Here is a 24483-nt window from a genome sequence, read left to right on the forward strand (position 1 = left end):
TGTGCTCGGCGCAGTCCTGATTTCGATCCCGATGCCCGAGTGAGCGCCGCATTATTTGGCATCGTGCCTTGAGTATTGGTGCGAGAGCCTCGCTCGGTACGCGTGAGACCGAATTGGCGACCGTGGGGGCGCCGACCTCTGCGCTTCGCGTGACGGAACACATGTCCAATCACAGGTAACGGAGGGCGGGAATCCGTATGCAGCGGCTGCACCGGATGTCGTCGCTGCGTGCGTACGATGTGCGCAACATCCGGGGTTGTGGTGTCGATGACCTTGCCGGAAATCCGAGTTACATGACGCAAGGGGAACAGTCCGTTCAGGTTCCTGTCGCCTGCCGCCGCCCTTATCAGTCATGAGGGGCGTCCATGATCGATGAGAAGACCAAGACCATGATTCTCCAGGCGCTCGACGACGAGTATAAGGCGCGGGCCTTCTATCGGCTGGTGATCAAGGCATTCGGTCCGGTGCGGCCGTTCATCAATATCGTGGAGGCCGAGCATACGCATGCACGAGCGGTCGAAGCGCTCTGCTCCCGCTATGGGATTCCCCTCCCGAGAAATGACTGGGACACAACGCTTGAGCCGCCGCGATCGATTCTGGACGCCTGCCGAGCCGGCGTCGAGGGAGAGATCGAGAATATCGCGATGTATGATCGGTTTCTGCGCGAGACGCATGAGCCTGAGGTGAGAAGTCTCTTTCAACGCCTCCAAGCCAGGTCACGGGAGGCCCATTTGCCCGCGTTTGAACGCTGTGTCGCACGGGGTGGCGAGGCAGGGCAGGGAGAGGGGTCCGGTAGAGGGCCGCAGCAGACGCCGCCGGCCCGGTCCGGTCCGAAACGACTCCGTCGTCAGGGGAGGACTCCATGACCTCATTGCTCGAAAAAGGCGGCGGGGCATTTGCCGGCATCAAGATGCTGCTTTGCGAGAATCCGCTCCCGCCGTTGGACGAAGCGATTGTCGCCGCACAGGAGGAACTGGCCCGGAGCAACTACTATACGGAAGCCTACTCGGCGTCGCTTCGCCGCGTATTGAGCGAGCAGATCGGTGTCCCCGAACGGCTGATTCATGTCAATGCCGGCTCCGAATTGATCCTGCGCCAACTGTTCGGGAGGCTCGGTCAACGCGTCCATTTGCTGACGCCGACCTATGTGCTCTTCCCCGAGATCGCCGAATCCTACACGGAGACACGTCTCCTCCCGCAGGAGAATTTCTCGTTCGACCTGGCCAAGCTGATCGTTCCGCCCGAGACGACGCTCATGGTGATCGTCAATCCCAACAATCCCAACGGCGGGACCTTCGATATGACGCCGCTCCCCGATCTATTGGCTCGTTATCCGCGGACGCATTTCCTGGTGGATGAAGCCTTCGTCGGCATGGCCGGTCAGTCAGTCGCCTCGTGGGTGCCGCGTTATCGGAACCTGCTGGTCACGCGTACGCTCTCGAAGTCCCACAGCTTGGCCGGGTTTCGTGTGGGCTACGCGATTCTGCCTGAAGCACTGGCCGACGATCTCAATCATCACAACGATGCCTATCCCTTGGCCAGACCGAGCGAAGCGGCGGCGGTCGCCACGTTGCGGCATGAAGAGAAGATTCGAGCGCGGGCGGTCGAGTTGCGCGGATGGGCCGAGGACCTGGCGGGCCAATTGACAACGATCGGTGTGAAGACGTATCCCTCTGAAACCTATTTCTTTCTCGCGGATGTGGCGCCGCACGACGCATCCGTCGTGGCCGCGAAGTTACGTGAGCAGGGCATTTTGATCAAGGCGCTGAACGATGGCATGCTCGGTCCGGGATTCATGCGTGTGACGACGGCCTTGCCGGCGGACAACCGGCGGTTCCTCGATGCGATGCGGGCGGTGTTGGCGGAGGCCTATTAAAGGAGGAGAGATGATGGACGGACGGAGATATGTGTGTGTGATGCTCGGCGGGCTGGCGGCGACCCTGTTGGCCGGTGTGGGGTTTCTGGCGACACAGTCGCAGGCGGAATCGCCGGTCTCGGCCGGGACGGTCGTGGTGGACGGCGTGACCGTCCCTGACATCGCACCCCTGCCGACGGTCGTGCCGATTCCAGCCACGAACCTCAACTACAAGGCCAAAGTCGATTTGGGGAAACAACTCTATTTCGATGGGCGGCTCTCCAAGAACAACGCGATCTCCTGCGCCTTTTGCCACAATCCGTTTACCGGTTTCGCCGATCCGCGCCAGACATCGATCGGAGTGGGTGGAGGCATCGGGGGCCGCCAGGCGCCGACCGTCTACAACACGGGACTCATTCCGCTCCAGTTTTGGGATGGACGCGCCGGATCGCTGGAGGAGCAGGCGCTGGGGCCGATCGCCAATCCCGTGGAGATGGCCGAGGTGCTCGAGCACGTCGTGAAAAAGTTGGCCAAGATCAAGGGATATCAACAGCAATTCCGGGCGGTGTTCGGCACAGACGTCAATCTCCAAAGCCTTGCCGAGGCCATCGCCGCCTACGAGCGGACGGTCGTGTCGACCAATTCCGCCTTCGATAAGTATGTGCTGGGGGATGCGAAGGCCATGGACGAGTCGGCAGTGCGGGGAATGGGGCTGTTCAAGGGGAAGGCCCGGTGCGTGCTCTGTCACAACGGGCCGAATTTCACCGACAATCAGTTTCACAATCTTGGCGTGCCCCAAGCCGGGCCGATGAAAGAGGACCTCGGCCGGTTTTATGTCACCAGGCAGGAACAGGATAAAGGAGCGTTCAAGACCCCGACGCTTCGGAGCATCACCGAGACCGCTCCCTACATGCATGACGGTGTCTTTAAGACGCTGGAAGAGGTGATCGATTTCCTGGATCAGGGAGGCGGGTCGAATCCGCATCTGAGTCCGATGGTGAAGCCGCTCGGGTTGACGAAGGAGGACAAGGCGGATTTGGTCGCGTTTCTGAAGGCGCTGGCGGGGGAGCCGATCAAGTTCGAGATGCCGAAATTGCCGCAATGACCTGGCGCTGAAGGAGTCGCGACTCATGGCACGGTGCAGAGGCTGGTGGGTGTGGATGGTGGTCGCCCTGTGTTTCGATGCCGGGTCTGTGACCGCGCAGGAGGTCCTGCATGTATACGGTCCCGGGGGCCGGCTCCGGCCCTGCGAGAGGCGGCGGCGGAGTTCAGTCGAACCACCGGCATTCAGGTTGAGGTGACGGCTGGTCCGACCGCCAAGTGGCTGGCGAAGGCCAAGTCCGAGGCCGATCTCATCTATTCGGGTTCAGAGTTCATGATGACGGACCTGATTGCCGCGATGGAGGGAGCGGTCGATGAGGCGGCGGCTGCGCCCCGTTATCCTGATGCCGAACCGACAGGAGGCAACCATGAAAGATCTTGTCCGGTATCCCGGTGACCTGTTGTGGGAAGCGTTGCGGGAATTCCCCGGCAAGGGCGAGGTGACGGTATTGCGGGACGAGGGCAAGGGGAAGGCCAAGACCATCATCGTCCGGTTGCCGGCCGGAGGGCAGGTCCTGCCGCATAGCCATGTTGCCCCCGTGCAGCACTATGTGCTCGAAGGGGAATGCGAGACGGAAGGGAAGACGCTGGGACGAGGCGCCTATCGGCTCATGCCGGAACATGCCGATGTGTCGGCCATCTTGACGAAGGAGGGCGCCACCATTCTCATGATCTACGATGCGGCGTCTGGGTAACCGATGGTATCAGGTCTGTGGGTCCCCCTCTCCGCCAGCCTACTCGCTGCGCTGGTCACGACGATCGGGATCTATGTCATTCGCCACTTCGAGAAATGGGGACGCAGGAACAGTACCTACTTTTCGTGTTTTGCGGCGGGTGTCCTGATCTCCGTGTCCTTCTTGCACATCATTCCAAAATCATTTGGGATGAACGAGCAGGCGCCTCTGTACCTGCTCGCCGGCTATGTCTTCATGCATCTGTTCAACCGGTTTCTCACGGCCTATGTCTGCGACAAGAATCCCGAGTTCGCCATTGGGCTGGTGCCGCTGTTGGGGATCGGCTTCCATTCGTTCCTGGACGGCGTCGTCTATTCGATTACGTTTAGCGCCAGCATGCTCACCGGAGCCCTTGCTGCCATCGGTATGGTGCTCCATGAGTTTCCTGAGGGGATCATTACCTATCTCTTGCTCCTTCGGGGCGGCGGCAGTTCGAAGCAATCGTTGTGGCTCGCGTTCCTGGCTGCCGCCGTCAGCACACCATTGGGGACCCTGCTGTCGTACCCGATGATCAGCCGCATTGACCCATCCTTGCTGGGAACTCTGTTGTCGATTTCGGCCGGGGCTCTCATTTATGTGGGGGCGACACATCTGCTTCCTCAAGCGGAGCGGGAGTCGGCCAAGTACAGTCTCATCGCGCTGGCCGCCGGGATACTGGTGGCGGCCGGCATCATCGTGAGTAACGGCTAGCGGGACCGCCGGGAATCTGCGGCCGGCAGCGGCCGCGCTAATTCTCTTCATGGATGGGGATACGGGTCAGAAACTCGCTCACATCGGGGTTTGCGTATGTCCCGTAGGCATCGACGAAGACCCCTCGGGTGCCGTCGCGCGCTTCCAGTGCGTAACAGACGGACATGTCGTCCGGATCCGAGCTTCCTTCGAAACGGTGGTGCTCAACGATCGTGAGTTCGCCGGCCTGGAAGCTTCGTCCGCTCTTCACGTCGTGAACGAGCCCCGCGGCAAACTCGAAGTTTGCCGTGAACCCACGCTCCTGGAGCCCTTTCACCGCCTCGGTCATCGTGCGGTAGGTATGAACAGCCATGAGATCTCATTCCTTTCATGCGGGAATAGAGCCTGTAGGGCCAAGTAGACCAGGACACTGCCGGCAACGCCTAGCGCGAAAGATCCCATCTTGCCATATCTTCCGGCCAGTGGGATGAGCTCGAAGGCGGAGACCGTGACCATCGCGCCGGCCGCGAAGGCCATAAAGGACGGGTTGAGTACGGGATGGAGATGCACCGCCACCAAGCCAAGCATGGCGCCGACTGGCTCCGCGAGTCCCGAGAGCAGCGCCGCTTTGAATAGGAGCGCCCGGTTTTGGACGGCGACGGCGGGGACCGCCATGGCGAACTCCTCGGGAATATTGTGAATGGCGATCGACAGAGCGACCAGCAGGCCGAGAGAGGGCGAAGAAACGAAGGCATTGGCCATCGCAAAACCTTCCGGGACGTCGTGCAGGATCAGACCGAACACAATGAGGTAGGCGGCTCGCAGTTCCCTGGCCGGCGCTGTCGAGTCTTGTCCCAGATGGATGTGTGGCATGAGGATATGGAGGGTCAGAATCAGCGCGGCTCCCAGGCCGACCGACAGGCTCGTCGTCCCCGGCCCCGCAGTCCTCAAGGCTTCCGGCACCAGTTCGCAGAGCGAAATCAGGACCATGATACCGGTTGAGAATCCGATACCCATCGCGATCATGCGGGGGTTCTCGCCAAGAGTTATGGCAAGTGAGACGCCGATGAGCGTCGTGCCACCTGATAGGACGGCAAGCACCATCACCGAGATGGGGGAGGCAGGGAGTGAGTCCATCGCAAGCTCTCCTGGAAGGTTTCCTCGGTACGAAGCATACGGATGGTCCTGTCGGCTCGACGTGTCCGGCCATGTGTTAGCATGAATCGTATTCCCGGTTCACCATGGAGACATCAGCCAAAAGGAGTAGGACGTATGTTCGAACACATTGGTGCGACGCGTTATGCGCTCTGGGTGTTGCTGCTGGCCATGTCGGCGAGCGGAGGTCCGGCCGCTGCATACGAAGAAATCACCGTCGCCGACGGAGGAACCGTCAGCGGAAGAGTCACCATGGTCGGCAAGGTTCCTCACCCCAAGGGGTACAACCTCACGACGCTTCCCGATGCGGTGTACTGCGGCCGGATTTCGGACGGGCAGGGCTGGCGCTTGATGCAACCGTTTCGAATCGGTCTTTCCGGAGAGTTTCAGGAAGTGGTCGTCTATATCGAATCCATCGAACGCGGAAAACCGTTCCCTGCATTTACGGCCCCGCGCATCGAGGCGATCGATTGCCGGTTCCTTCCGTTCCTCAGTCTCGTCCGTGATCGGCATGATGTGTCGGTGGTGAACATGGACCCCGCCATGCACGACATCCAGGCCTATGAGACGTCGCATCTAGGACCGCGCGTCCTGTTCAATTTGCCCTTGCCGATCAGTTCCAGATATCCGGCCCAAGCCCAGCTGAGCGCGCAGGTTTCGAAGCATTACGAGGGCACTCCGGTGACGGGAACCGTTCATATGACGAAGGGGCGTAACATGTTCGTGATGCAGTGCGGCTTCCATGCGTACATGGAGAGTTGGGGATTGGTGATGGATCATCCCTACTATGCGTTGACCGATAGTGACGGGCGGTTCCAACTCTCAGACATCCCGCCCGGCACCTATGTAGTCAAAATCTGGCATCCCTACGTCCGGGAAGAGATTGTGCAGACGGTCACGGTCGAACCGAAAGGCCGGGCAACACTGAATGTGAATGTGCCCGCTCCCGCGGGCCGACTGTATGCCAATCAAATGGTGGAGAACCCGTATGTTCGTTACCAGATCACGGGTGCCGAGCAGACGGCAATCGTGCCGACGTTGGAAAAGCAGACGTACCGGTGAGAGTGGTGAAAGGCGTTCAGGATCGATCGTCAGCGCTGAAATGTGCCGGACGGGGTTCTAGCCGATTCGTCCGGTCATGAGTTCAAGGGAGTTCCGATAGCCTCGCGACGATCATGGGTGTTCACTGAACACCGCGTGAAATCGGGGCGACATATCATCCGGGGCGACATACCAAATGGTTCGGTGTATGGGGAGGCTGCGATGCGTCGATATCTCATTCCAGCAGGGGCGGTCCTGTGCGTAGTGGTGATGAGCGGCTGGATCGGAGCCCAGGAGTTTCGCGGGAATCCCGACAAAGGCGAGGCGGTCTACAAGGCACAGTGCCTCAGGTGTCACGGCAGGCTCGGAGACGGGAACGGACCGGATGCCCAGGGCTTGATCGTGCAGCCCAAGGACTTTCACACGTTGCCGTCCCGCGGCCGAACCGATTTCGAGTTGCTGATCGCGATTTCGAACGGGGTCCTGTTCAGCCCGATGCATTCCTGGAGGGGGCGACTGAAGGATCAGGAGATGTTGGATGTCATTCAGTACATTCGTGCCTTGGCCCCCGAGCGGGGGACGTCGTGATGTCATGCATGGATTCCCTCCCTCGTTAGCCTGCACCTGACCGCGCCGCTTGGGGGCGGTCAGGTGAGTGCCTCAAGAAAATTTATTCAACATGCTGAATCCTTTCGTTCCAGTTTGACCCTAACAGGACAGCGTGAGGAAAGGCTGTGTGGCAGACGCGCTGTGGCGTGATGCGCCAAGCGGGGAGGCAGGTCTGTAGCGTTTGTCGTCAGGCGGGTATGATGGTAGTGATTGCCGGTCCCGATGGAACCGTCTTTTGTTTCGCCCTGTTGTGACCGGCGTGGTATGTAGTTTGCGAGAGTCGCTACGTATGAGACCAATACTATCGATCGCCGTCGCGATGGTCCTGTTCCTCGCAGGCTGTGTCGACTCGAAGGAGACACGAAGCGGTGCGCCCTCTGCCCTGAACCAATTCGAGCCTGAGAGGCTCGATGCGCTGTTCAGTCACCCTTCCCCCGATTCCATCCCCGGCGGACAACGCGGAGAGCAGATCCGGTTAGGCTATCAGCTGGTCGTCCATACTCAGGAATTTGCCGCGCCCTACGTAGGCAACCGACTCACCTGTGCGAATTGCCATTTAGACGCAGGGCTCGATCCCAATTCAGCGTCCTACGTCGGCCTCTCGCGGGCCTATCCCGAATATCGTGCGCGGACCGGGCGCGTCGTGACGCTGGCCGACCGCATCAATGACTGTTTCGAACGCAACTTGAACGGCAAGCCGATTCCGCAAGACAGTCACAAACTGCAAGCGATCGTCGCCTATATCGAATGGTTGTCGAAGGATGTGCCGGCCGGCAGCCGGATGGCCTGGCGGGGGATTCCCACCATTCAATCGCCCAAGCCGCCGGACGCGGTGAATGGAGTCAAGGTGTTCACCGCCCGTTGTGCCTTTTGTCACGGAGCCGACGGACAGGGCACGATGGCGGGGCCACCCCTGTGGGGACCTCAGTCCTACACGCTGGGCGCGGAGCTGGTCCGTGTTCCGGTAGCGGCTGCGTTCATCAAGTCGAACATGCCGAGAACCAGGGGATGGGCTCTCTCGGATCAGGATGCATATGACGTCGCGGCCTACATCAACGCGCAACCACGCCCGGACTTTCCCGATAAAGGCCAGGATTGGCCGAAGGGAGGAAAGCCGGCGGATGTGCCCTACTAAGTACATGCCCTGTGGCTCGTGAAACAGATCCCGGCCCGACGTCGGAGATAGTGAACCATCGGAAGCCACGCACGAGCGGCCGCAGACCGGAAGAGGAGAGGGAGATGAAGCTGAGTGTGGCCTATCAGGGAGGCGCCCGCTACGACATTCTCAGCGACCGGCATCGCGTCGTCACGGACCAACCGGTCGACGATGGCGGCGCCGACGCGGGCATGAGTCCTGTGGAGTTGTTTGTGGGATCTGTGGCCGGCTGTGTGGGCTATTTCGTGGGTAACTTTTGCGCGCGACACGACATTTCCCGTGACGGCCTGAAAGTGGAGGCGGAGTGGACGATGGCGGAACAGCCTCACCGTGTCGGGCAGATTCATCTGTCGATCAGGCTGCCCCACCGGATCACGCCGGAATTGAAAGAACGATTGTTGAAAGTCGCTCACGGATGTACGGTGCATCAATCGGTCGTGGTGCCGACGGGCATTGCGATTGAGTTGAATCCTCATACGTAGCTGGCGATGGAGGCAGGATGAAAGGACGATCATGGCGGTGACGCGGCGGGCGTTGTTCGAACGGGTACTGCAAGGCATCGGAGCGGGTGTGGTGGCGGGCGCCGTCGACCGAGCGCTCGCCGATAGCCCGGTTGAGACGACCGGACAGGCGAGCGGCCCGCTCACCGTTCGTGTTTCCCGGCCGTTCGACGCGGAAACGCCGGTGCGGGAATTTACCTCCTGGTTGACCGCCAATGAACGGTTTTTTGTGCGCAGTCACTTCGGGCCACCCAGTGCGGAGGCCATTGAGCCGGAGTCGTGGCGTCTGACGGTGAAGGGACTCGTGAAAGATGAGTTGACGCTGAGTCTGTCCGAGCTGAAGAAGTTCGAGTCGGTGACCGTCGCCGCTGTGTTGCAATGCAGTGGCAACGGTCGCGCGCACCATCGCCCTAAGGTTCCCGGTGTCCAATGGGAACGGGGCGCGGCTGGAAATGCGCAATGGACCGGGGTGCGTTTGCGCGACGTCTTGCAACGTGCCGGCGTGAAGCCGCAAGGACTGCATGTGCAACTGCAAGGCGCGGATCGCCCGGCTCTGCCCAGCGTGCCCCTGTTCACGCGAAGTATTCCCATCGCCAAAGCGCTCCATCCGGATACGCTTCTTGCCTATGAAATGAATGGTCGCCCTTTACCGCTCCTGCATGGCGCACCGTTGCGGGTGATTACGCCGGGCTGGATGGCGGAATCCTGCATGAAATGGTTAACGGAGATCACCCTGCGTGCAGACGAAACGCCCGGATATTACATGCAGCAGGCCTATCGGATACCGGAGACGTCGATCCAGCCTGGGTCGGGGTTGCCGGGGAGCGTGATGGTGCCGGTCGAGCAGATGCCGGTGAAATCGCTCATCGCCGCGCCCGCCGAAGGGGACACGCTGAAAACCGGTCCGGTGACCATTCAAGGGGTGGCCTGGGCGGGTGAATCGCCGATCACCAAGGTGGAAGTCTCGTGCGACGATGGGAAGACCTGGGCGCCCGCTCGGTTGGTGGGTGAAGAACAGCCCTACGCCTGGCGGCAATGGCAATATTTGTGGAATGCGCGTCAGGTGGGTCCGACGGCGATTCTCTGTCGGGCGACGGATGCGCAGGGGACTCAGCAACCGGAGAAGAGTCCGTGGAATCCCGGGGGGTTTTTGTGGAACGGGTGGGATCGCCTGTCTGTGACGGTGGCCGCATGAGGGGCCTGATGGGGGAGGCGAGAAGAGCGCGAGGACGATGGTCTCCGTTGGTGGCGGGGCTGGTACTGCTCCTCGGCATCGCGGCCGGGACGGCGGCTCAAGAAGATGACAAGCATACGATCGAACCGGCGCAGGCTCGACGGGCGGTGACGTTGATTCATGCTCGTTGCGCCGTGTGCCACACGACCGATCTCATCGTGCAACAGCGGTTGCCGCCGGATCGATGGCAGGTCACGGTCGAGAAAATGATGCATTGGGGCGCGGACCTGTCCAAGGACGAGGCCGCCGCCCTGCTTCAGTTCGTGACGGCTCGCTACCATCCGGGTGCGCCGGACCAGTTGCCGTCCATTGAAGAAGAGTTGGCGATGACGGCTCCGGCGGGAGGGCCCAGCACTGCGAGCGACGGCCCGCTAGTCGGGGTGTCGGCACGAGGCGCTGAAATGTTTGCACGGAACTGTCAAGCGTGCCATGGCGAGGGCGGGATGGGAGGCGCGGGGCCCAAATTGGCCCGCAATAAAATCTTGAAGAACGAGGGAGCGTTTTGGGAGACGGTACTCCATGGCCGAGGCCCGATGCCGGCGTGGGGCTCTGTCTTGAGTCATCAGGACATTGCAGATATCCATGCCTGGTTGGCATCACGCTGACCGGTCGCGCAGTGGGGTGAACGAAAGGGGTGGTTCATGGGTGGAAGACGGACGGTGATGATCGGGTGTGCGTTGGTCATGCTGCTGGGGCTCTTTTCATTCCCCCGCTTGCTCTTGGGCAGTGATCAGACTCGCGTCAAGGAGATGATCCAGAACAACTGTGCCGGATGTCACCGCCTGGAAGGGAAAGCGGAGTCGCGGTTCAACTTGAAGGCACCCGATCTGATTTGGGCCGGGAGTAAATATCAGCGCGCGTGGTTGCTTCGCTACCTGACCGGGAAAGAGGCGCCGCTGTATCCCAAAGGGTACCGGTGGGATTTGTCGGAGGGGCCGACGCGGCACCCGGTCGTCACGGAGGATGAAGCCCAGGGAATTGCCGAGTATTTCGAGCAGCACAACAAGGATTCGCGGGTGACGGTGGGCGCCTTCGATGTCTCGAAAATCAGTAAGTTCGATGCCACGTTCGGCGGGATGGCCTATAAGGCCCACGCCTGTCTCGGATGCCACCTGATCGAAGAGAACGGCAAACTGATCGGCGGACCGCAAAGCATCTCGTTGGCCGATTCCGGGCAACGGTACAACATGGATTGGCTCTTCCGCTTCGGACAAAACCCCCAGGATTTTATCACCCACACCGGGGAGTTCCTGGCCGATGCCACGGAGCCGCAATTGCGAGCGGTCATCGGGTTTCTGGCGGTGCAAGGGGTCAAGGACTTCAAGTATTACGAACCGTGGAAGGCGCCGGAGTTCGGCATGGCAAGCGTCGATCGAGGAAAGGTGCTGTACAAAGAATATTGCGCCCAGTGCCATGGGTTCACCGGAAAGGGCGATGGTCCGGCCGCCTCGGGGTTGGACCCGAAGCCGGCCATTCATGCCAACATTCCCTTCGACAAGGTGCCGACCGACTATCTCTACAATGTGATCAATCATGGCGGCGCCGCGATGGGGAAGTCGCCGAACATGCCCTATTGGGGCTTGACCATCGGCCAGCAGGGTGTGGCCGACGTGATGGCCTATCTGAAGGCCACCTTCAAGGGCGGAGCGGACGTCGCGCAGGCAGCCGCAGGGTCCGGGGAAGGTCCGAGCGGGGTGTGCCCGCAGCCCAGGAAAACGGCGAAGGCGCCGGCCGATTTCCTGTCCAAGACCAATCCGCTGCCGCAGTCGGATGCGACCATCAAGGCGGGGAAAACGCTGTTCCTGCAGACCGCTCAGCCGGTGGCTTGTGCGATGTGCCACGGTGAGAAGGGCAATGGGCAGGGCTTCATGGGGGCGGCATTGATCCCGCCGCCCAGAAACTTCACGTGCGGCTCGATGATGAAGGATCTGCCTGACGGCCAACTGTTCTGGATCATCAAGAACGGCTCACCGGGCACCGGTATGATGTCGTTCGCCGGGTTGCCGGATGACCAGGTGTGGCAATTGATCGCCTATATCCGAAGTTTGGCGAAATGAGTTGACTGAAGAGGTGCAGATGGCCGACGCGTATGGCACGAGCAAGAGATCTCCCACGGGGTCATTGCCATCGGCCATACGCGATCTGCCGTCAGCTCCGATTGTGACGGACGAGAGATGCTTCACGAACGACGATTCACAGGAGACTGAGCAATGGCGACGTTTATCATTTCCGGCAGTCGTGGTACCGACGATCCCACAATGGCGACGTTACCGTTTATGGCGGCCAAGACGGCCAAAGAGCAGGGGCATGATGTGGTGCTCTGGTTGTGGAACGAGGCCGTCACGCTGGGGCGCAAGGGCACGGCTGATCATGTGACCGGTGTGAACCTGACCCCGTTGAAGGATCTGCTGACTGCCGTGCAAGCGGCGCAGATTCCCATCTGGGTCTGCGGGGCTTGTGCCGTCGCCCGTCAAATCAGTGCTGCTGATCTCGTCGCAGGCGCCACGATCAAGGGTATGGCTGATTACATCAAGGCCGTGGCTGAGCGTGACCGGAACGTGGCATTCTGATCCGGCATGAAAGGACAGGGGGCGCGCATGGCAGGAAACGGACAAGGAAACGGCAAAGCCAAGGGGCGAAAGGACCGCGAGCCGATGGAGCCGGATACGGTGCTCGGGCCAGAGGATTTGGAGAATGACGACCTGGAGGTGATCCCCACTGCCGTGCCCCGGGTGGGCGACGGATACGAGGCGGCGCGTGACCCCGGCGGCGCCATGGCGGCGGGATTCATCGGTGAAGCGGGCCGGATCTTGAGCGAAGAGGATCTGCGTCGTATCAATACGCCGAGGGGCCTCATCCAACTGATTAAGAGCAAGAACATCAATCTGGAAGAGGTGCGCAAGACGCTCTTATACGAACAGGAATTGCGGCAGTTACAGGTGGAGCTGGTCCGCCTGCAGCGCTGGGTGCAGTCGGATGGTCAGCGCATTGCGATTCTTGTCGAGGGGCGTGATGCGGCCGGCAAAGGCGGGACCATCCGCCGGTTCACCGAACATCTCAACCCGCGTGCGATGCGGGTCGTGGCCCTCCCGAAGCCGACGGACGACGAACGGGGGCAATGGTATTTTCAGCGGTACATCCGGCAACTGCCCAACAAGGGCGAAATCGTCTTCTTCGATCGGAGTTGGTACAACCGGGCCGTGGTGGAGCCGGTCATGGGATTCTGCAGCAAAAAGGAGCACCAGCGGTTCCTGCAGCAGGTGACGGAATTCGAGCACATGCTGTACGAAGACGGCGTCACGATCATCAAGTTCTGGTTCTCGATTTCCAAGGAGGAGCAGGCAAAACGGTTTGAGGCCCGCCGGCAGAATCCGCTCAAACAGTGGAAGCTGAGCCCGGTCGACGAAAAGGCGCAGGAGATGTGGGATTCCTATACGCGCTTCAAGGAAGAGATGTTCAGCAAAACCCATACGACGTTCAGCCCATGGATCATCGTGAAGGCGAACGATAAGCAGGCGGCTCGCCTGGAAGGTCTGCGGTATGTCTTGAATCTCCTCCCGTACAGGGGGAAGGATGAAGCGCAGATTCGCCTCACGCCGGATCCCAACGTGATCACCCGTTTTCATCGGAAGATGGCGGAACTGGATTTCTGACTCCGATCAGGTACGCGGCCGATCAGAGGTGTGTCCCCGGAGGGGGCGAGGTATGGTGGAGCGAAGAGGAAGTCTGGCGGTGTCGGCGATGCCGCTTGTCGCGCTGCTCTGTGGTTCGTCCCTGGCGTGGGCGGCCGGGCATGATCTCATGCGGCCTCGCGTCCCGGCGGACAAGATGGCGGAAGCTCGGGCTCTGAGAAGCCCAGTGCCGGACTCACCTCAGACCATTGAACAGGGCAAAGCGCTCTATGCGGGGAAAGGCACCTGTATCAATTGTCATGGAGCGGAAGGGGACGGCAATGGCCCGCTCGCGGCTCAGCTCAATCCTGCGCCTCGCAACTTCCAGCATCATGGATTCTGGCGCCATCGGACGGAAGGCGAAATCTTCTGGGTGATCAAACATGGGTCCCCGGGGACCAGTATGGTCGGTTTCGGCGAGCAACTCACCGACGAGGAGATCTGGGCCTTGATTCACTACGAGCGGACCTTCCGACGTCATCATGGCATGCGCGGACGCGGCCCAATGGGGCACGGGGGCATGCGCGACTCCCGCAAGAGCGATCGTGGGAATGGAGCTGAGGAGGACTCCGTGGCGACAGAGACGCCGTCGTCGCCGGAAAAAGAGTGAATGGGTCCCAACGCGCCGTCTGCTGTATCTTCCTCCGCTCCCTTCGCAGATTGATCACCACCTCCAATAGACCGTGAAGTCCCGCAATGAGCTCGGCGTACCGGCCGGGGTGCCTCCGTCGACCGTTGCCACTGATGCGTTTTGCGACAGTGCCGCGTTCCTGCGGTTCTGGAATTCCCCAGTCGAGCTAGGGATCGCGCATGTTGCTGCGCGACGCACGGAAAATCCTCGCCAAAGTCGCCATTTGTCTCCGGTGCAGGCCTCGGTGCCTGGCACGTCCTCTGCTTTCTCCAAGAGCGGGTGGTAACCGCGCATACCGATGCCCGATTCATACATTAGCCGGGAAGGAGACAGCACCATGGCCGATCAGAGTCACAATTGTTCAGGTGCCGGGATGTCGATCGCGTTTCTCAGCGGTGCCGTGCTGGGGGCGATAGCCGCCGTTCTGTATGCGCCCAAGTCCGGCGTCGAAACGCGTGCGGCATTACGTGGGTATGCGCGCCGCACGGAGGAAGAGATGTTGGAGAAAGCTCGGGAGGTTCGACAAGACATCTCTCACAGCGTCGATGAAGCGAAACGGTACTTGAAGGAAACCGAGGCGACGATTGCCGCGGCAGTGGCGGCCGGCAAAGAAGCTTTCAAGAAGGAGCGGGCGGATCGAGCCTGAGATGGTGGCTGTACGATTTCACGGGCGCGGCGGACAGGGGGCGAAGACGGCCAGCCGGATTCTCGGCACCGCGGCGTTTATCAGCGGGTATGTGGCCCAAGATGCCCCGATCTATGGCGCGGAGCGAAGGGGAGCGCCGGTCGCGGCATTCACGCGCTTCGGTCGTGAGCCGATTCGGGAACGGGGGGCGATCGCGCATCCTGACGTCATCGTGGTGGCCGATGCCTCGTTGCTGGACGATGCGGTGGCGCATGTGTTGGACGGAGTGACCGGGCAGACGGTCCTGTTCGTGAACTCGTCGCTGAGCGCGGACCTGTTGCGCACCCACCTGTCCTTGCCTGAGCAGGTGACGGTGAGAGATGTGACGGGGATTGCGCTGCAACAGCTGGGAGCGCGTGAGGCCATCAGTGCGCTGCTCGGCGCAGTTGCCGCGCGGTTGGTAGGGTTGGCGTGGGAGCCTGTGCGCTCGGCGATCGATGGTGAGCTTCGCGACCTCGGCCTGGCCGAGCCGGTGATCGAGCGGAATCTGACGGTGGCGCGGCAGTGTTACGACTCGGTTGAGCCGGCCACATTGCCTCAAGGCACCGCCCAAGCCGTCGGCGCGGCGTCCTTGCACCACCCGACCTATGAACCGCCCACGAAGGGCACAGCCAGGATCGCCGCGGCCGGAAATTCGGTGTTACGTGAAACCGGTGGATGGCGAACCTTTCGCCCGGTGTTGGTGGCAGACAAGTGCAACGGATGCTGGCTCTGTTTCGTCTATTGTCCGGACGGCGTGATTACCATGAATCAGGAAGATCGCCCCGTCGTCGACTATGACCATTGCAAAGGCTGTCAGATTTGTGTGCACGAATGTCCGACTCACGCATTGATTGCGGAGCGGGAGCAGGAAGGCGGGGTCGCATGGACAGCCAAATGATGACGGGGAATCTGGCGGCTGCCTGGGGCGCCCGGCTGGCCGACGTTGACTACATCCCGGCGTTTCCCATTACGCCGCAGACGGAAATCGTGGAGGCCTTGGCCAAGTGGTGTGAGCGGGGGGAGTTGGCCGCGCGATTCGTGAGCATGGACTCCGAACATTCCATGATGACGGCGGCCGGTGCGGCGGAAGTGACCGGCGCGCGAGTCTTTACGGCCACCTCCAGTCAAGGGTTGCTGCATGCGTTCGAGGTGCTCTATTCCATTTCGGGGTGGCGTGCGCCGCTCGTGCTCGTCAATGTCTCGCGAGCCCTGGCCGCACCGATTACGTTGGAGTCCGATCACAACGACGTGTTGGCCGCGCGCGATGCCGGGTTTCTGCAGATCCATGCCGAGACCTGCCAGGAGGTGTTGGATTCGATTCTGATGGCCTATCGGATTGCGGAAGATGAGCGTGTGATGTTGCCGGTGATCGTGAATCTGGACGGGTTTACCCTGTCGTTCACCCGTGAGCCGGTCACGGTGCCCGATCCGGACACCGTACGACGGTTTTTGCCGCCCTTCCGTCCGTCTCATCTCGGGTTCACGGCCTCGTCGCCGCATGCGTTGGGTGTGGCCGTGATCGGCGGCACCACGTATGCGTACTTCCGTCATCAGGTGCACCTGGCTGCCCAGAATGCGCTCGACGTACATCGAGAGGCAGCGGAATCGTTCCACGCCTTGTTCGGCCGCCGGTATGACCTGGTCGAAGGGTACCGGTTGGATGATGCGGAAGATGTGCTCGTGATGACCAATGCGGGGGCAAGCACAGGGAAGGCGGCGGTCGATGTTGCCAGAGCGCAGGGGAAGCGGGTAGGGCTGCTTCGGTTGCGCATGATCCGCCCCTGGCCGGCTGATGCCATTCGAGAGGCCCTACGTGGGCGACGGGCCGTGGCCGTGCTGGATCAGAACCTGGCGCCGGGGCAGGGCGGGATTCTCTATCAAGAAATCGCCGCCTGTGTGTACCACGAGACCGCCAGGCCGCGGGCCCTGTGCTCGTTCATCGGCGGGTTGGGAGGCCAGAATCTTTCGGCCGGCGCGTTTCAGGCCCTGTTTGAGCAGACGGCGCAGGCAGGACTCACGGGAAAAGGCTGCGGACCGGTGTTACTCTACAGTGCTGAGGAACATCGGGAGATGACGCAATTGCAGATGGTCGCGGCGGGAAGCGTGGAGCGTACAAACTGAGACGTGAAACGCAGAACGTGAACCGCGAGAGACGCTTCACGAGAGACGAGAGACACGATGTGGCAGCGTGAGACCTTCAAGAAGATCAAACAGATTCCCCGCGAAGAGCACGTCCTTCCCGGCACGGCCTTGTGCGCCGGATGTGGAGGCCTCGAAGCGTTGCGACTCGCCGCGAAGGTGCTGGGCGATCATGTCGTCTACGTGAATGCCGCCGGCTGCTTTACCATGTTGGCGGCCTACCCCTACAGCTCGTTCAAGGGATCCTGGTTGTATACCACTATGGGCTCGGCGCCGGCCGGCGCGCAGGGGATTCGCGATGCCTTGGATGTGCTGATCGCCAAGGGGAGAGTGCCGAAGGATGAAGATGTGAAGGTCATCGTGTTGGGAGGTGATGGCTCCACGTACGATATGGCCCTCTCGTCGACGTCCGGCGCTCTGAATCGCAAGCTTGATTTTTATTACCTCTGTTACGACAACGAAGCGTACGGCAACACCGGCATGCAGCTCTCCTCCGCCACCCCCTTTGCCGCGAGTACGGCGACATCGCCCTGCAGTCTGCAGCATCCCGCCGCGACGACGCAGGAGAAGAAAGACATCTTTGAGATCTGGCGGGCGCATCGTCCGCCCTACATCGCGACGGTCGCCCCACGGTATCCGCTGGATTTGGAGGAGAAGTTCGCGCGCGCCGCCGCCTTCACCGGACCGAAGATGTTCCTGGCCCTTGCCGCCTGTCCGACGGGCTGGTTGTACGATCCGGGAGCCACGCCGGAGGTGGCCAAGTTGGCTGTGGAGACCGGCCTCTGGCCGCTGAAAGAGGCGATCAACGGGGTGGTCACCCACACGTATATTCCCAGGCGCAAGCCGGTCGAGGCGTATCTGCAACTGCAGGGACGGTTTCGGCATCTGTTCGAGCCGACGGTACAAGCGGACGCCATCCGGCACATCCAAGAGCAGGTGGATGCCTACTGGCGGCTGGCGACCTAGGACCAGGCATGAGGCGAGTGCGAATAAGTGTAAGGGTGGGGGTATCGTGCCTGCTCGTGCTCTTCGTCCTGGCGAGCGGTTGCGCAGAACAGAGGCCTGCATCCGGCACTGGTCGTGTCACGCCGGCGCATTTGCCGGATGTACGAACGCCCATTCCGTTGGGGGCAGAAGCGCGGCAGGAACATCGCGCCGTCATGCTCCAGCATCTGGAGACGATCCAGGCGATTGTGGCGGCCTTGGCGGAAGAGGACTACCGGCTGGCCCAAGGATTGACCGAAACGCATCTGGGATTCTTTATGCATCGGCATGCGATGGCTCGGCAGCAGCCGGAGAATTTTCCTCCGGCCTATCACGATCTCGCGATGGCGCATCATGCGGCTGCCGAGCAGTTGGCCGATGTGATGCCGACGAACGATCTGAAGCGGATCCTGCCCGAGTTCAATAACGTGCTGAAGGCCTGTGTCGCCTGTCACTTGGAATATAGACTCCGTCATTCATAACAAGGAGAACGGCATGTCGGATGCAAAGATCAGTGTCACGTTCGAGCAAGACCATGACCGGCTGGACGCGCTCTTCACTACCTTCCAGCAACAGAAGCGCACGGATTTCGCCAAGGCCAAGGAGGCCTTCGTCGAGTTTAAGTTTGGCCTGCAGCGGCATATCGTCTGGGAGGAAGACGTGCTGTTTCCCAAGTGGGAGGAAAACTCCGGCATGGCGGAAGGCGGGCCCACGCAAGTCATGCGGACCGAGCACCGGATGATCGGCGATTGCCTGGAAGCCATTCATGAAAAAGTGCAGGCACAGAATCCCGACAGCGACCGAGAGGAGCAACGATTGTTGGAGATTCTGAAATCGCACAACATGAAGGAGGAGCGGATTCTGTACCCCTCGATCGATCAGGTGATCAGTGACGGGGAGCGGGCAGAGTTGTATCAGGCCATGAAGGAGATTCCGGAGGAGCGGTATCGAACCTGTTGCGGGAGTGAACGGTCATGAGGGGGCGGGGCTTTCTTGCGCTGGGTGGTCTGCTGGCACTGCTCTGCATGGCCGTCGCGCCCGGAGGGAATGCGTTCTCCCCCGATCGAGCAGGAGAGAATTCCCCGTCGAAGGAACCGTCGGTGGTGTGGACGGTGGCCGATTCGAGCGGAATGACGGCGAATCCTCACAGCGATTTGATTTTTCGTGCGACCGGCGCGAAGACATGTATGGATTGTCATCGTGTCGGAAAAGACGGCCTGATGTTGGCGCAGGTGGAAGACAATCGGTTGGTGCAGGAACTCAAGGCCAAGGCGAAGGGTGTGCACGGGCCTGGGCGTTTCGCAGACTGTTTGCGCTGTCACGCCGGCGGCAACAAGGGGGTTGAGAAATACCGGAAGTAACCGGTGCGTGATGACACGCGGGTATCATCTATGACAGGAGTGCGGTCGCGCCTGTTCGCGGTGGTCGCGGCGACGGTCGGTGCGGTTCTCAGCGCATTGGCCTTTGAAGCGCTGCTCAGTCTCGACAAGGTCACGCCCTTCGGCCATACGCAGTACGGGCACGGCGTCGGCTGGGCGGGCTTGGCCGTCACGCTGCTGGTGTTCGTCTATCCGCTTCGGAAACGGACCAGTCCCTCGCGTCGATGGCCGCGCGGGTGGTTTCGAGTTCACATGGTGGCGGGCGTCCTGGGGCCGCTGCTGATTTTTCTTCACTCCGGTGCCCATTACCATGCGATCGTTCCGATCCTGGCCATGGGGTCCATGGTGATCGTGGTCTTGAGCGGAATCGTGGGGCAGTTGGTGCATGCCGTGAGTCTGAGGGCGCTCAACGAGGAACGTCACCACCTTCAGCATCAAGGCCTCTCTGAGAGTGAGGTCGACGCCCAGTTGCACGGGATGGCGTCTCAGGAAGAGGCCTTTCGTCTTTGGCAGGCTATCCATGCACCGATGACGCTGATGTTCTTGGTCTTCACCGTCCTGCATGTGGTAGGGGCGTTGTTCTTTGCCGGAATGTCGTGACTCATGCGCTACCTCCCGCTTCCGAGAACAGCGGTTCCGGCTGTGGCGTTGACAACCCTGGTGCTGGTGATATGGATAGGGTGGGGGACGGTGCGGAGCCCCGCCGCCTTCTGGGCTCCGGGCGACCTCAGCCGCTACCATGTGGATCGAGGCGGGTGCACCAATTGTCACGAGCCGTTTCGAGGGCCCAGTCCCGCCCGTTGCATCGCTTGCCATACTGAAGGGTACTTTGAGGCTCGAGCGACGCCTGCCGTGGCCGGGTGGCATCGCGCGCTGGTCGTCGAACGGCAGGCCTGCACCGGTTGCCATTCGGAGCATCGCGGAACGCTGGCTCAGATTACCGAGCAGACGCGTACCAATCCCCATGGAGAATTTATCTTTCGCGCGACGGGGACCAACTCCTGCACGGTCTGTCATGAATTTGGAAACAGGATAGCCACCCATCCGACGCTGCGAGACGAGGCGGTCGTACGGCAATTGTATGAGAAGGGGCGCGGGGCCCATCGACCGGGTCGGATGGGACATTGTCTCGTCTGTCATGGCGGGGGTGGGCCATGAACGGAGGTGAACCGAGGCCTATGCAGCTGAATCTTGACCAGGCCTTTCCTACTGAGCAGTCTCTTCGCGACATGATCGTGAAGCACAAGGTCTGTTTCGACCATGACCCATTTTACGTCAAGACGGGAGGGGGCGAGGTCGTTCAGATCGGATTTCAGCTCAACCTGTATGGGGCGTTCGACAATCCCGCCCAGTTGCCGCTGGGCGATGATGAGGAACATCGGGCGATTCTCGGCGATCTGCAGCGACTCTGCCGAGTGTTTTTCCAGACGCTCGATTTGCTCAAGCCCTGCGAGCATCCGCAACCGCCTGCCCACCGCATCGTGTTTTCACCGGAACGAAAGAATCGGGCGGAAGTCTGTCTCCAGATTCCCATTTTCGATCTGGCGCATTTTCGCGACAGTTCAGCGCGCCAGGTGCAGGACCTGCTGGCCACGGCCGAATGTTTGTTGACGCATGTCGGCGCGAGACGGCGGGTCTGGGACGACGACGTGAGCAAACCGGCGTCGTCCTCCACCGCTGGTTGTGAAGGCCGTCAGGGGGCAGAGGGACGCTAGGTCTGCCGAAGCCGGATCGAGGTGAACCGGTCTCTGCAATAGCCATATTTCCCTATGGCATGTAGGATTGCCTTGTGGGAGTTTGTGCGGAAGGCCATGACGAAGCCACGCTTTGAATAGCGTCCAGACCGTCCGGTTTGCCTATCGAGCGTCCGCGATTCGTATCATCGGTGCCGGTTATTGGCGAAAAGGAAAGGCTGTGTATGAACACGAAAATAAAATATCGAGATGAACCATTGGGCGCGATTCGTATCATTCCGGATTTTCTGCCCTCGCCTGCCGAATTGGCTTTTCGTGATGAAGGTATCAAGGTGACCCTGGCCTTGAGCAAAAAGAGTGTGGACTTCTTCAAGGCCGAAGCCTCCCGGCATCACACGCAATACCAGCGCATGATTCGCCGTTTGCTCGATGCGTATGTCGAGAGGCAGCCTCAGGACGCTTCCTTCACGTTCGCCACGAACGGCTCGCCCGCGTGGGGCTCGTAAGCGCAGTACCGCGTAAGTCACGAATCACTTCCCTGCTACCCTGATCCTCGCATCCACAATGCTGTAGCCCTGTCCCGGCGGAAGGGCGAAGATCGGATTGAGGTCCAGTTCCACGATCTCCGGCACCTCTTCGACTAACCGCGAGAGCCGCAGCAGCAGATCCTGAATCGCATCGACGTCGGCCGGCGGGTGCCCGCGATACCCTTGCAGTAGGCGATAGCCCTTTATGCTGCGAATGAGGTCGGCGGCATCCAGCTCCGTCAGCGGGGTGATCCGGAAACGCACATCTCCCAGAATTTCGACATGGATCCCGCCGAGCCCGAAGCCGATCAAGGGGCCGAAGGAGGGATCTTGAACCATCCCCGCCATCATCTCGACGCCGCCTTTCACCATCGGCTGGACGAGCACGCCTTCCATCGCGTCCGTCTGCTGCTCTTGAGACAGGCGTGCGGCGATCTCCTCATACGCATGGCGCACCTCGGCCTTACTCGTGAGATTCAGATGCACGCCGCCGATCTCCGTCTTATGGACGAGGGTATGCGAGGCTAATTTCACGGCGACCGGAAAGCCGATCTGCGCAGCAAGTGCGGCGGCCTCCTCGGCGCTGGTCGCCACTCCGCCCGGAGGCAGCGTGATTGCCATGGCGGACAAGACCGCGCGCGTTTCAGTGACCGTCAACCAGCCGCCTCCCCTGGTGGCCAGCACGTCGCGGCAGATGGTCTGAACGGCCGGCAGATCCAGATCGTCGAAGTCGGGCACCATGCCGAGCGGGCGATCGCGCCACTGGACGTATCTGGCGATGGTGCCTAGGACACGCGCGGGGAGTTCAGGCAGGCCGAACGTCGGAATGGTTTCCCCGGGCAGGGATAATCGGCGCTCGCGATCGGACTCCACCATCCAGCCCACATAGACCGGCTTCTTGATCGGCTGTGCCGCCCGCGCCGCAGCAATCCCTCGGGTGATGCCTGCCGCAATCGGATCGACGTCGGTGCTGGTGACGGCGATGTACAAGATGATCAAAGCGTCGATGTCGTCGGAGGTCAGGAGCGTGTGGATGGCCTCATGGTACTGCTCAGGGCCGGCCGAAGCGATTAAGTCGACCGGGTTGCGCAGCGAGGCGGAGGCGGGGAGAAACGGCGAAAGCCGCGTGATCGTCGCCTGAGACAACTCCGGCACCTCCAGGCCGGCTGCTTCACAGGCATCCGCGCAGAGAATGGCCGGCCCGCCTGCATTGGTCAGGATGCCGACCCGTGTGCCTTTGGGCAAAGGCTGCTCCGACAGAGCCGCCGCGAGCGCGAACATATCTTCCAGCGTATCGGCCCGCAGAATGCCAGTTTGTTGAAACAAGGCCTCGACCGCGACATCGTTGGCGGCCAGCGCGGCGGTGTGTGAGCCGGCGGCACGTTTGCCGGACGATGTCCGGCCTGCTTTGAGTGCGACGATCGGTTTGTTGCGGCTGACTCGCCGCGCGATGTGCGCGAACCGCCTGGGGTTCCCGAACGATTCCACATACAACAAAATGACGGTTGTGGCGTGATCACTCTCCCAATACTGCAACAGGTCGTTCACGGAGACATCCGCCTTGTTGCCGACGCTGACGAAGGTCGACAGGCCGAGTTGCAATCGTCGTGACGCCGCGAGCAGGGCCAGCCCCAAGGCGCCGCTTTGGGATGACATCGCAATCGAACCGGCGAGCGGAAAGGTGGAGGTGAAGGTGGCGTTGAGCTGCACCGACGGGTCTGTATTCAGGATGCCGAAGCAGTTCGGCCCGACCATGCGCATGCCATGCTGCCGGACCTTGTCCAACAGTTGCGCTTGCAGTCGACGCCCTTCCTCGCCGACCTCGGCGAACCCGGCAGTGATGACCACCAGGGCGCGGACTCCGGTTGCCGCGCAGTCGTCCACCACGGAAAGGACCGCGTCTTTGGGCACGGCAATGACTGCGAGATCGGCCGGTTCCGGCAGGGCATGGAGCGAGGGAAAGGTGTCGACCCCCGCGATTGTGGATGCATGCGGGTTGACGGCGTAGCAGCGCCCGCGAAATCCATTGCTGTGGAGCGCGTCGAGGAGGCGATACCCGATACTCTGCGGAGAGCGAGAGGCGCCGATCACGGCGACGGTGCGGGGATGGAAGAGGGGACGCAGTGAGGCGGTTGTGGCGACCCGCTCGCGCCATTCCGATTGCCGCACGCTCTCATCGGTTGGGGTCAGCGATAATTCGACCTCCATGTCGCCGCCGTCAAGATGTTCTTCCATGGTGAAGCCGGATGTGGCGAACACCTCACGCATCGCCAGATTGTCGGCATGGGTGATGGCCCAGAGTTTGGTGAACCCGTGCCGGATGGCGAGTAGGGCCAGACGTTCGAGCAGAATCGTGCCGAGCCCGTGCCCATGGAGCCGGTCGTCGACGGCCATGGCGACTTCCGCCTCATGCGGGTTTCGCGCATGGTACGACCCTGAAGCGATAATGCTCAGCGTATCGTCCTGGCGCCGGAGAGCGAGCAGCGTGAGGCTCCGCTGTGGCTGCGACGAATCGCAGAGTGTGCGGATCACCTCGGCGGGGGGATCGGTTTCCGAGAAAAATCGATGGCGCGTTGCCGCCGGAGAGAGACGTTCGACGAAGCGTTGCAACTCGTCGGCGTCGCCTGGTTGCGCGATCCGCAGCAAGGCCGTGGTGCCATCGCTCAGGATCGTGTGCCCCGCGTCTGGTCCATCGTCCCGTAGGGGGGGTATGTGGCGCGGGCGAAGACGTTGCATC

Annotated in this window: 29 protein-coding genes and 1 pseudogene; 27 read left to right on the forward strand and 3 right to left on the reverse strand. The window is 61.2% G+C overall.

The window, feature by feature from the left end; all coding sequences use genetic code 11:
* Positions 1-365: 365 nt before the first annotated feature.
* The 6 genes and pseudogenes from KF784_16325 (at position 366) to KF784_16350 (ending at position 4380) form a co-directional block, all read left to right on the forward strand.
* Positions 366-866 carry a hypothetical protein gene (locus KF784_16325; protein MBX3120626.1) on the forward strand — a complete coding sequence of 167 codons (501 nt, stop codon included), beginning with the start codon at positions 366-368 and terminating at the stop codon, positions 864-866.
* A complete protein-coding gene (locus KF784_16330; GenBank protein MBX3120627.1) occupies positions 863-1876 on the forward strand; it encodes a histidinol-phosphate aminotransferase family protein in 1014 nt (337 codons plus the stop codon). The genes KF784_16325 and KF784_16330 overlap by 4 nt, the downstream gene beginning before the upstream one ends.
* A gap of 40 nt (positions 1877-1916) precedes the next feature.
* On the forward strand, positions 1917-2960 hold the full coding sequence (locus tag KF784_16335) for a c-type cytochrome (GenBank protein ID MBX3120628.1): 1044 nt from the start codon (positions 1917-1919) through the stop codon (positions 2958-2960).
* Between the two features lie 55 nt (positions 2961-3015).
* Positions 3016-3353 (forward strand): annotated as a pseudogene (locus tag KF784_16340) (substrate-binding domain-containing protein).
* Complete coding sequence (locus tag KF784_16345) at positions 3325-3651, forward strand: cupin domain-containing protein (protein ID MBX3120629.1); 327 nt, start codon at positions 3325-3327, stop codon at positions 3649-3651. The pseudogene KF784_16340 and the gene KF784_16345 overlap by 29 nt, the downstream one beginning before the upstream one ends.
* A gap of 3 nt (positions 3652-3654) precedes the next feature.
* Positions 3655-4380 carry a ZIP family metal transporter gene (locus KF784_16350; GenBank protein ID MBX3120630.1) on the forward strand — a complete coding sequence of 242 codons (726 nt, stop codon included), beginning with the start codon at positions 3655-3657 and terminating at the stop codon, positions 4378-4380.
* A gap of 37 nt (positions 4381-4417) precedes the next feature.
* On the opposite strand, the gene KF784_16355 is transcribed toward KF784_16350, so the two are convergent.
* Both KF784_16355 and KF784_16360 read right to left on the reverse strand, forming a co-directional pair.
* Positions 4418-4732 carry a hypothetical protein gene (locus KF784_16355; GenBank protein ID MBX3120631.1) on the reverse strand — a complete coding sequence of 105 codons (315 nt, stop codon included), beginning with the start codon at positions 4730-4732 and terminating at the stop codon, positions 4418-4420.
* A complete protein-coding gene (locus tag KF784_16360) occupies positions 4705-5496 on the reverse strand; it encodes a ZIP family metal transporter (protein ID MBX3120632.1) in 792 nt (263 codons plus the stop codon). The genes KF784_16355 and KF784_16360 overlap by 28 nt, the downstream gene beginning before the upstream one ends.
* Positions 5497-5631: 135 nt before the next feature.
* Between KF784_16360 and KF784_16365 the strand changes: the two genes are divergently transcribed.
* The 21 genes from KF784_16365 to KF784_16465 all read left to right on the forward strand — a co-directional run bounded on the left by KF784_16365 (position 5632) and on the right by KF784_16465 (position 21725).
* Positions 5632-6576: a carboxypeptidase regulatory-like domain-containing protein gene (locus tag KF784_16365; protein MBX3120633.1), complete on the forward strand. Its 945-nt coding sequence runs from the start codon at positions 5632-5634 to the stop codon at positions 6574-6576.
* 201 nt (positions 6577-6777) lie between these two features.
* Positions 6778-7143 (forward strand): cytochrome c, encoded by a 366-nt coding sequence (locus tag KF784_16370; GenBank protein ID MBX3120634.1) that lies wholly within the window; start codon positions 6778-6780, stop codon positions 7141-7143.
* A 310-nt stretch (positions 7144-7453) separates the two neighbouring features.
* The gene (locus tag KF784_16375) at positions 7454-8299 is read left to right on the forward strand and encodes a c-type cytochrome (GenBank protein MBX3120635.1); all 846 of its coding nucleotides are present in this window, start codon (positions 7454-7456) and stop codon (positions 8297-8299) included.
* A 104-nt stretch (positions 8300-8403) separates the two neighbouring features.
* The gene (locus tag KF784_16380) at positions 8404-8802 is read left to right on the forward strand and encodes an OsmC family protein (protein ID MBX3120636.1); all 399 of its coding nucleotides are present in this window, start codon (positions 8404-8406) and stop codon (positions 8800-8802) included.
* A 31-nt stretch (positions 8803-8833) separates the two neighbouring features.
* Positions 8834-10015, forward strand: a complete 1182-nt coding sequence (locus tag KF784_16385; GenBank protein ID MBX3120637.1) for a sulfite oxidase — start codon at positions 8834-8836, stop codon at positions 10013-10015.
* A complete protein-coding gene (locus KF784_16390) occupies positions 10012-10659 on the forward strand; it encodes a c-type cytochrome (GenBank protein MBX3120638.1) in 648 nt (215 codons plus the stop codon). The genes KF784_16385 and KF784_16390 overlap by 4 nt, the downstream gene beginning before the upstream one ends.
* 36 nt (positions 10660-10695) lie before the next feature.
* Positions 10696-12111, forward strand: a complete 1416-nt coding sequence (locus KF784_16395; protein MBX3120639.1) for a c-type cytochrome — start codon at positions 10696-10698, stop codon at positions 12109-12111.
* Positions 12112-12264: 153 nt separating this feature from the next.
* The gene (locus KF784_16400) at positions 12265-12624 is read left to right on the forward strand and encodes a DsrE family protein (GenBank protein MBX3120640.1); all 360 of its coding nucleotides are present in this window, start codon (positions 12265-12267) and stop codon (positions 12622-12624) included.
* 27 nt (positions 12625-12651) lie between these two features.
* Complete coding sequence (gene ppk2 / locus KF784_16405) at positions 12652-13707, forward strand: polyphosphate kinase 2 (GenBank protein ID MBX3120641.1); 1056 nt, start codon at positions 12652-12654, stop codon at positions 13705-13707.
* Positions 13708-13759: 52 nt separating this feature from the next.
* Positions 13760-14335, forward strand: a complete 576-nt coding sequence (locus tag KF784_16410) for a c-type cytochrome (protein MBX3120642.1) — start codon at positions 13760-13762, stop codon at positions 14333-14335.
* Between the two features lie 394 nt (positions 14336-14729).
* Entirely contained in the window at positions 14730-15002 is a 273-nt protein-coding gene (locus tag KF784_16415; protein MBX3120643.1) for a YtxH domain-containing protein, read from the forward strand.
* A 1-nt stretch (position 15003) separates the two neighbouring features.
* Positions 15004-15921, forward strand: coding sequence for a 2-oxoacid:acceptor oxidoreductase family protein (locus KF784_16420; protein MBX3120644.1), 918 nt, complete (start codon positions 15004-15006; stop codon positions 15919-15921).
* Positions 15906-17144, forward strand: a complete 1239-nt coding sequence (locus KF784_16425) for a hypothetical protein (GenBank protein MBX3120645.1) — start codon at positions 15906-15908, stop codon at positions 17142-17144. The genes KF784_16420 and KF784_16425 overlap by 16 nt, the downstream gene beginning before the upstream one ends.
* Positions 17145-17201: 57 nt before the next feature.
* The gene (locus tag KF784_16430) at positions 17202-18128 is read left to right on the forward strand and encodes a hypothetical protein (protein ID MBX3120646.1); all 927 of its coding nucleotides are present in this window, start codon (positions 17202-17204) and stop codon (positions 18126-18128) included.
* A gap of 56 nt (positions 18129-18184) precedes the next feature.
* The gene (locus KF784_16435; protein ID MBX3120647.1) at positions 18185-18628 is read left to right on the forward strand and encodes a cytochrome c; all 444 of its coding nucleotides are present in this window, start codon (positions 18185-18187) and stop codon (positions 18626-18628) included.
* Between the two features lie 13 nt (positions 18629-18641).
* Positions 18642-19124: a hemerythrin domain-containing protein gene (locus KF784_16440; GenBank protein ID MBX3120648.1), complete on the forward strand. Its 483-nt coding sequence runs from the start codon at positions 18642-18644 to the stop codon at positions 19122-19124.
* Positions 19121-19507 carry a hypothetical protein gene (locus tag KF784_16445; GenBank protein ID MBX3120649.1) on the forward strand — a complete coding sequence of 129 codons (387 nt, stop codon included), beginning with the start codon at positions 19121-19123 and terminating at the stop codon, positions 19505-19507. The genes KF784_16440 and KF784_16445 overlap by 4 nt, the downstream gene beginning before the upstream one ends.
* Positions 19508-19537: 30 nt before the next feature.
* Positions 19538-20125, forward strand: a complete 588-nt coding sequence (locus KF784_16450) for a hypothetical protein (GenBank protein ID MBX3120650.1) — start codon at positions 19538-19540, stop codon at positions 20123-20125.
* Between the two features lie 3 nt (positions 20126-20128).
* Positions 20129-20683 carry a hypothetical protein gene (locus KF784_16455; GenBank protein ID MBX3120651.1) on the forward strand — a complete coding sequence of 185 codons (555 nt, stop codon included), beginning with the start codon at positions 20129-20131 and terminating at the stop codon, positions 20681-20683.
* A 20-nt stretch (positions 20684-20703) separates the two neighbouring features.
* Complete coding sequence (locus KF784_16460) at positions 20704-21240, forward strand: hypothetical protein (GenBank protein MBX3120652.1); 537 nt, start codon at positions 20704-20706, stop codon at positions 21238-21240.
* A gap of 203 nt (positions 21241-21443) precedes the next feature.
* The gene (locus tag KF784_16465; protein ID MBX3120653.1) at positions 21444-21725 is read left to right on the forward strand and encodes a hypothetical protein; all 282 of its coding nucleotides are present in this window, start codon (positions 21444-21446) and stop codon (positions 21723-21725) included.
* Positions 21726-21749: 24 nt separating this feature from the next.
* Here the strand turns inward: KF784_16465 and KF784_16470 are convergent, their stop codons facing one another.
* Positions 21750-24482: a GNAT family N-acetyltransferase gene (locus KF784_16470; GenBank protein ID MBX3120654.1), complete on the reverse strand. Its 2733-nt coding sequence runs from the start codon at positions 24480-24482 to the stop codon at positions 21750-21752.
* Position 24483: the final 1 nt, after the last annotated feature.

Source organism: Fimbriimonadaceae bacterium (assembly GCA_019638775.1).
Classification (GTDB): domain Bacteria; phylum Armatimonadota; class Fimbriimonadia; order Fimbriimonadales; family Fimbriimonadaceae; genus JAHBTD01.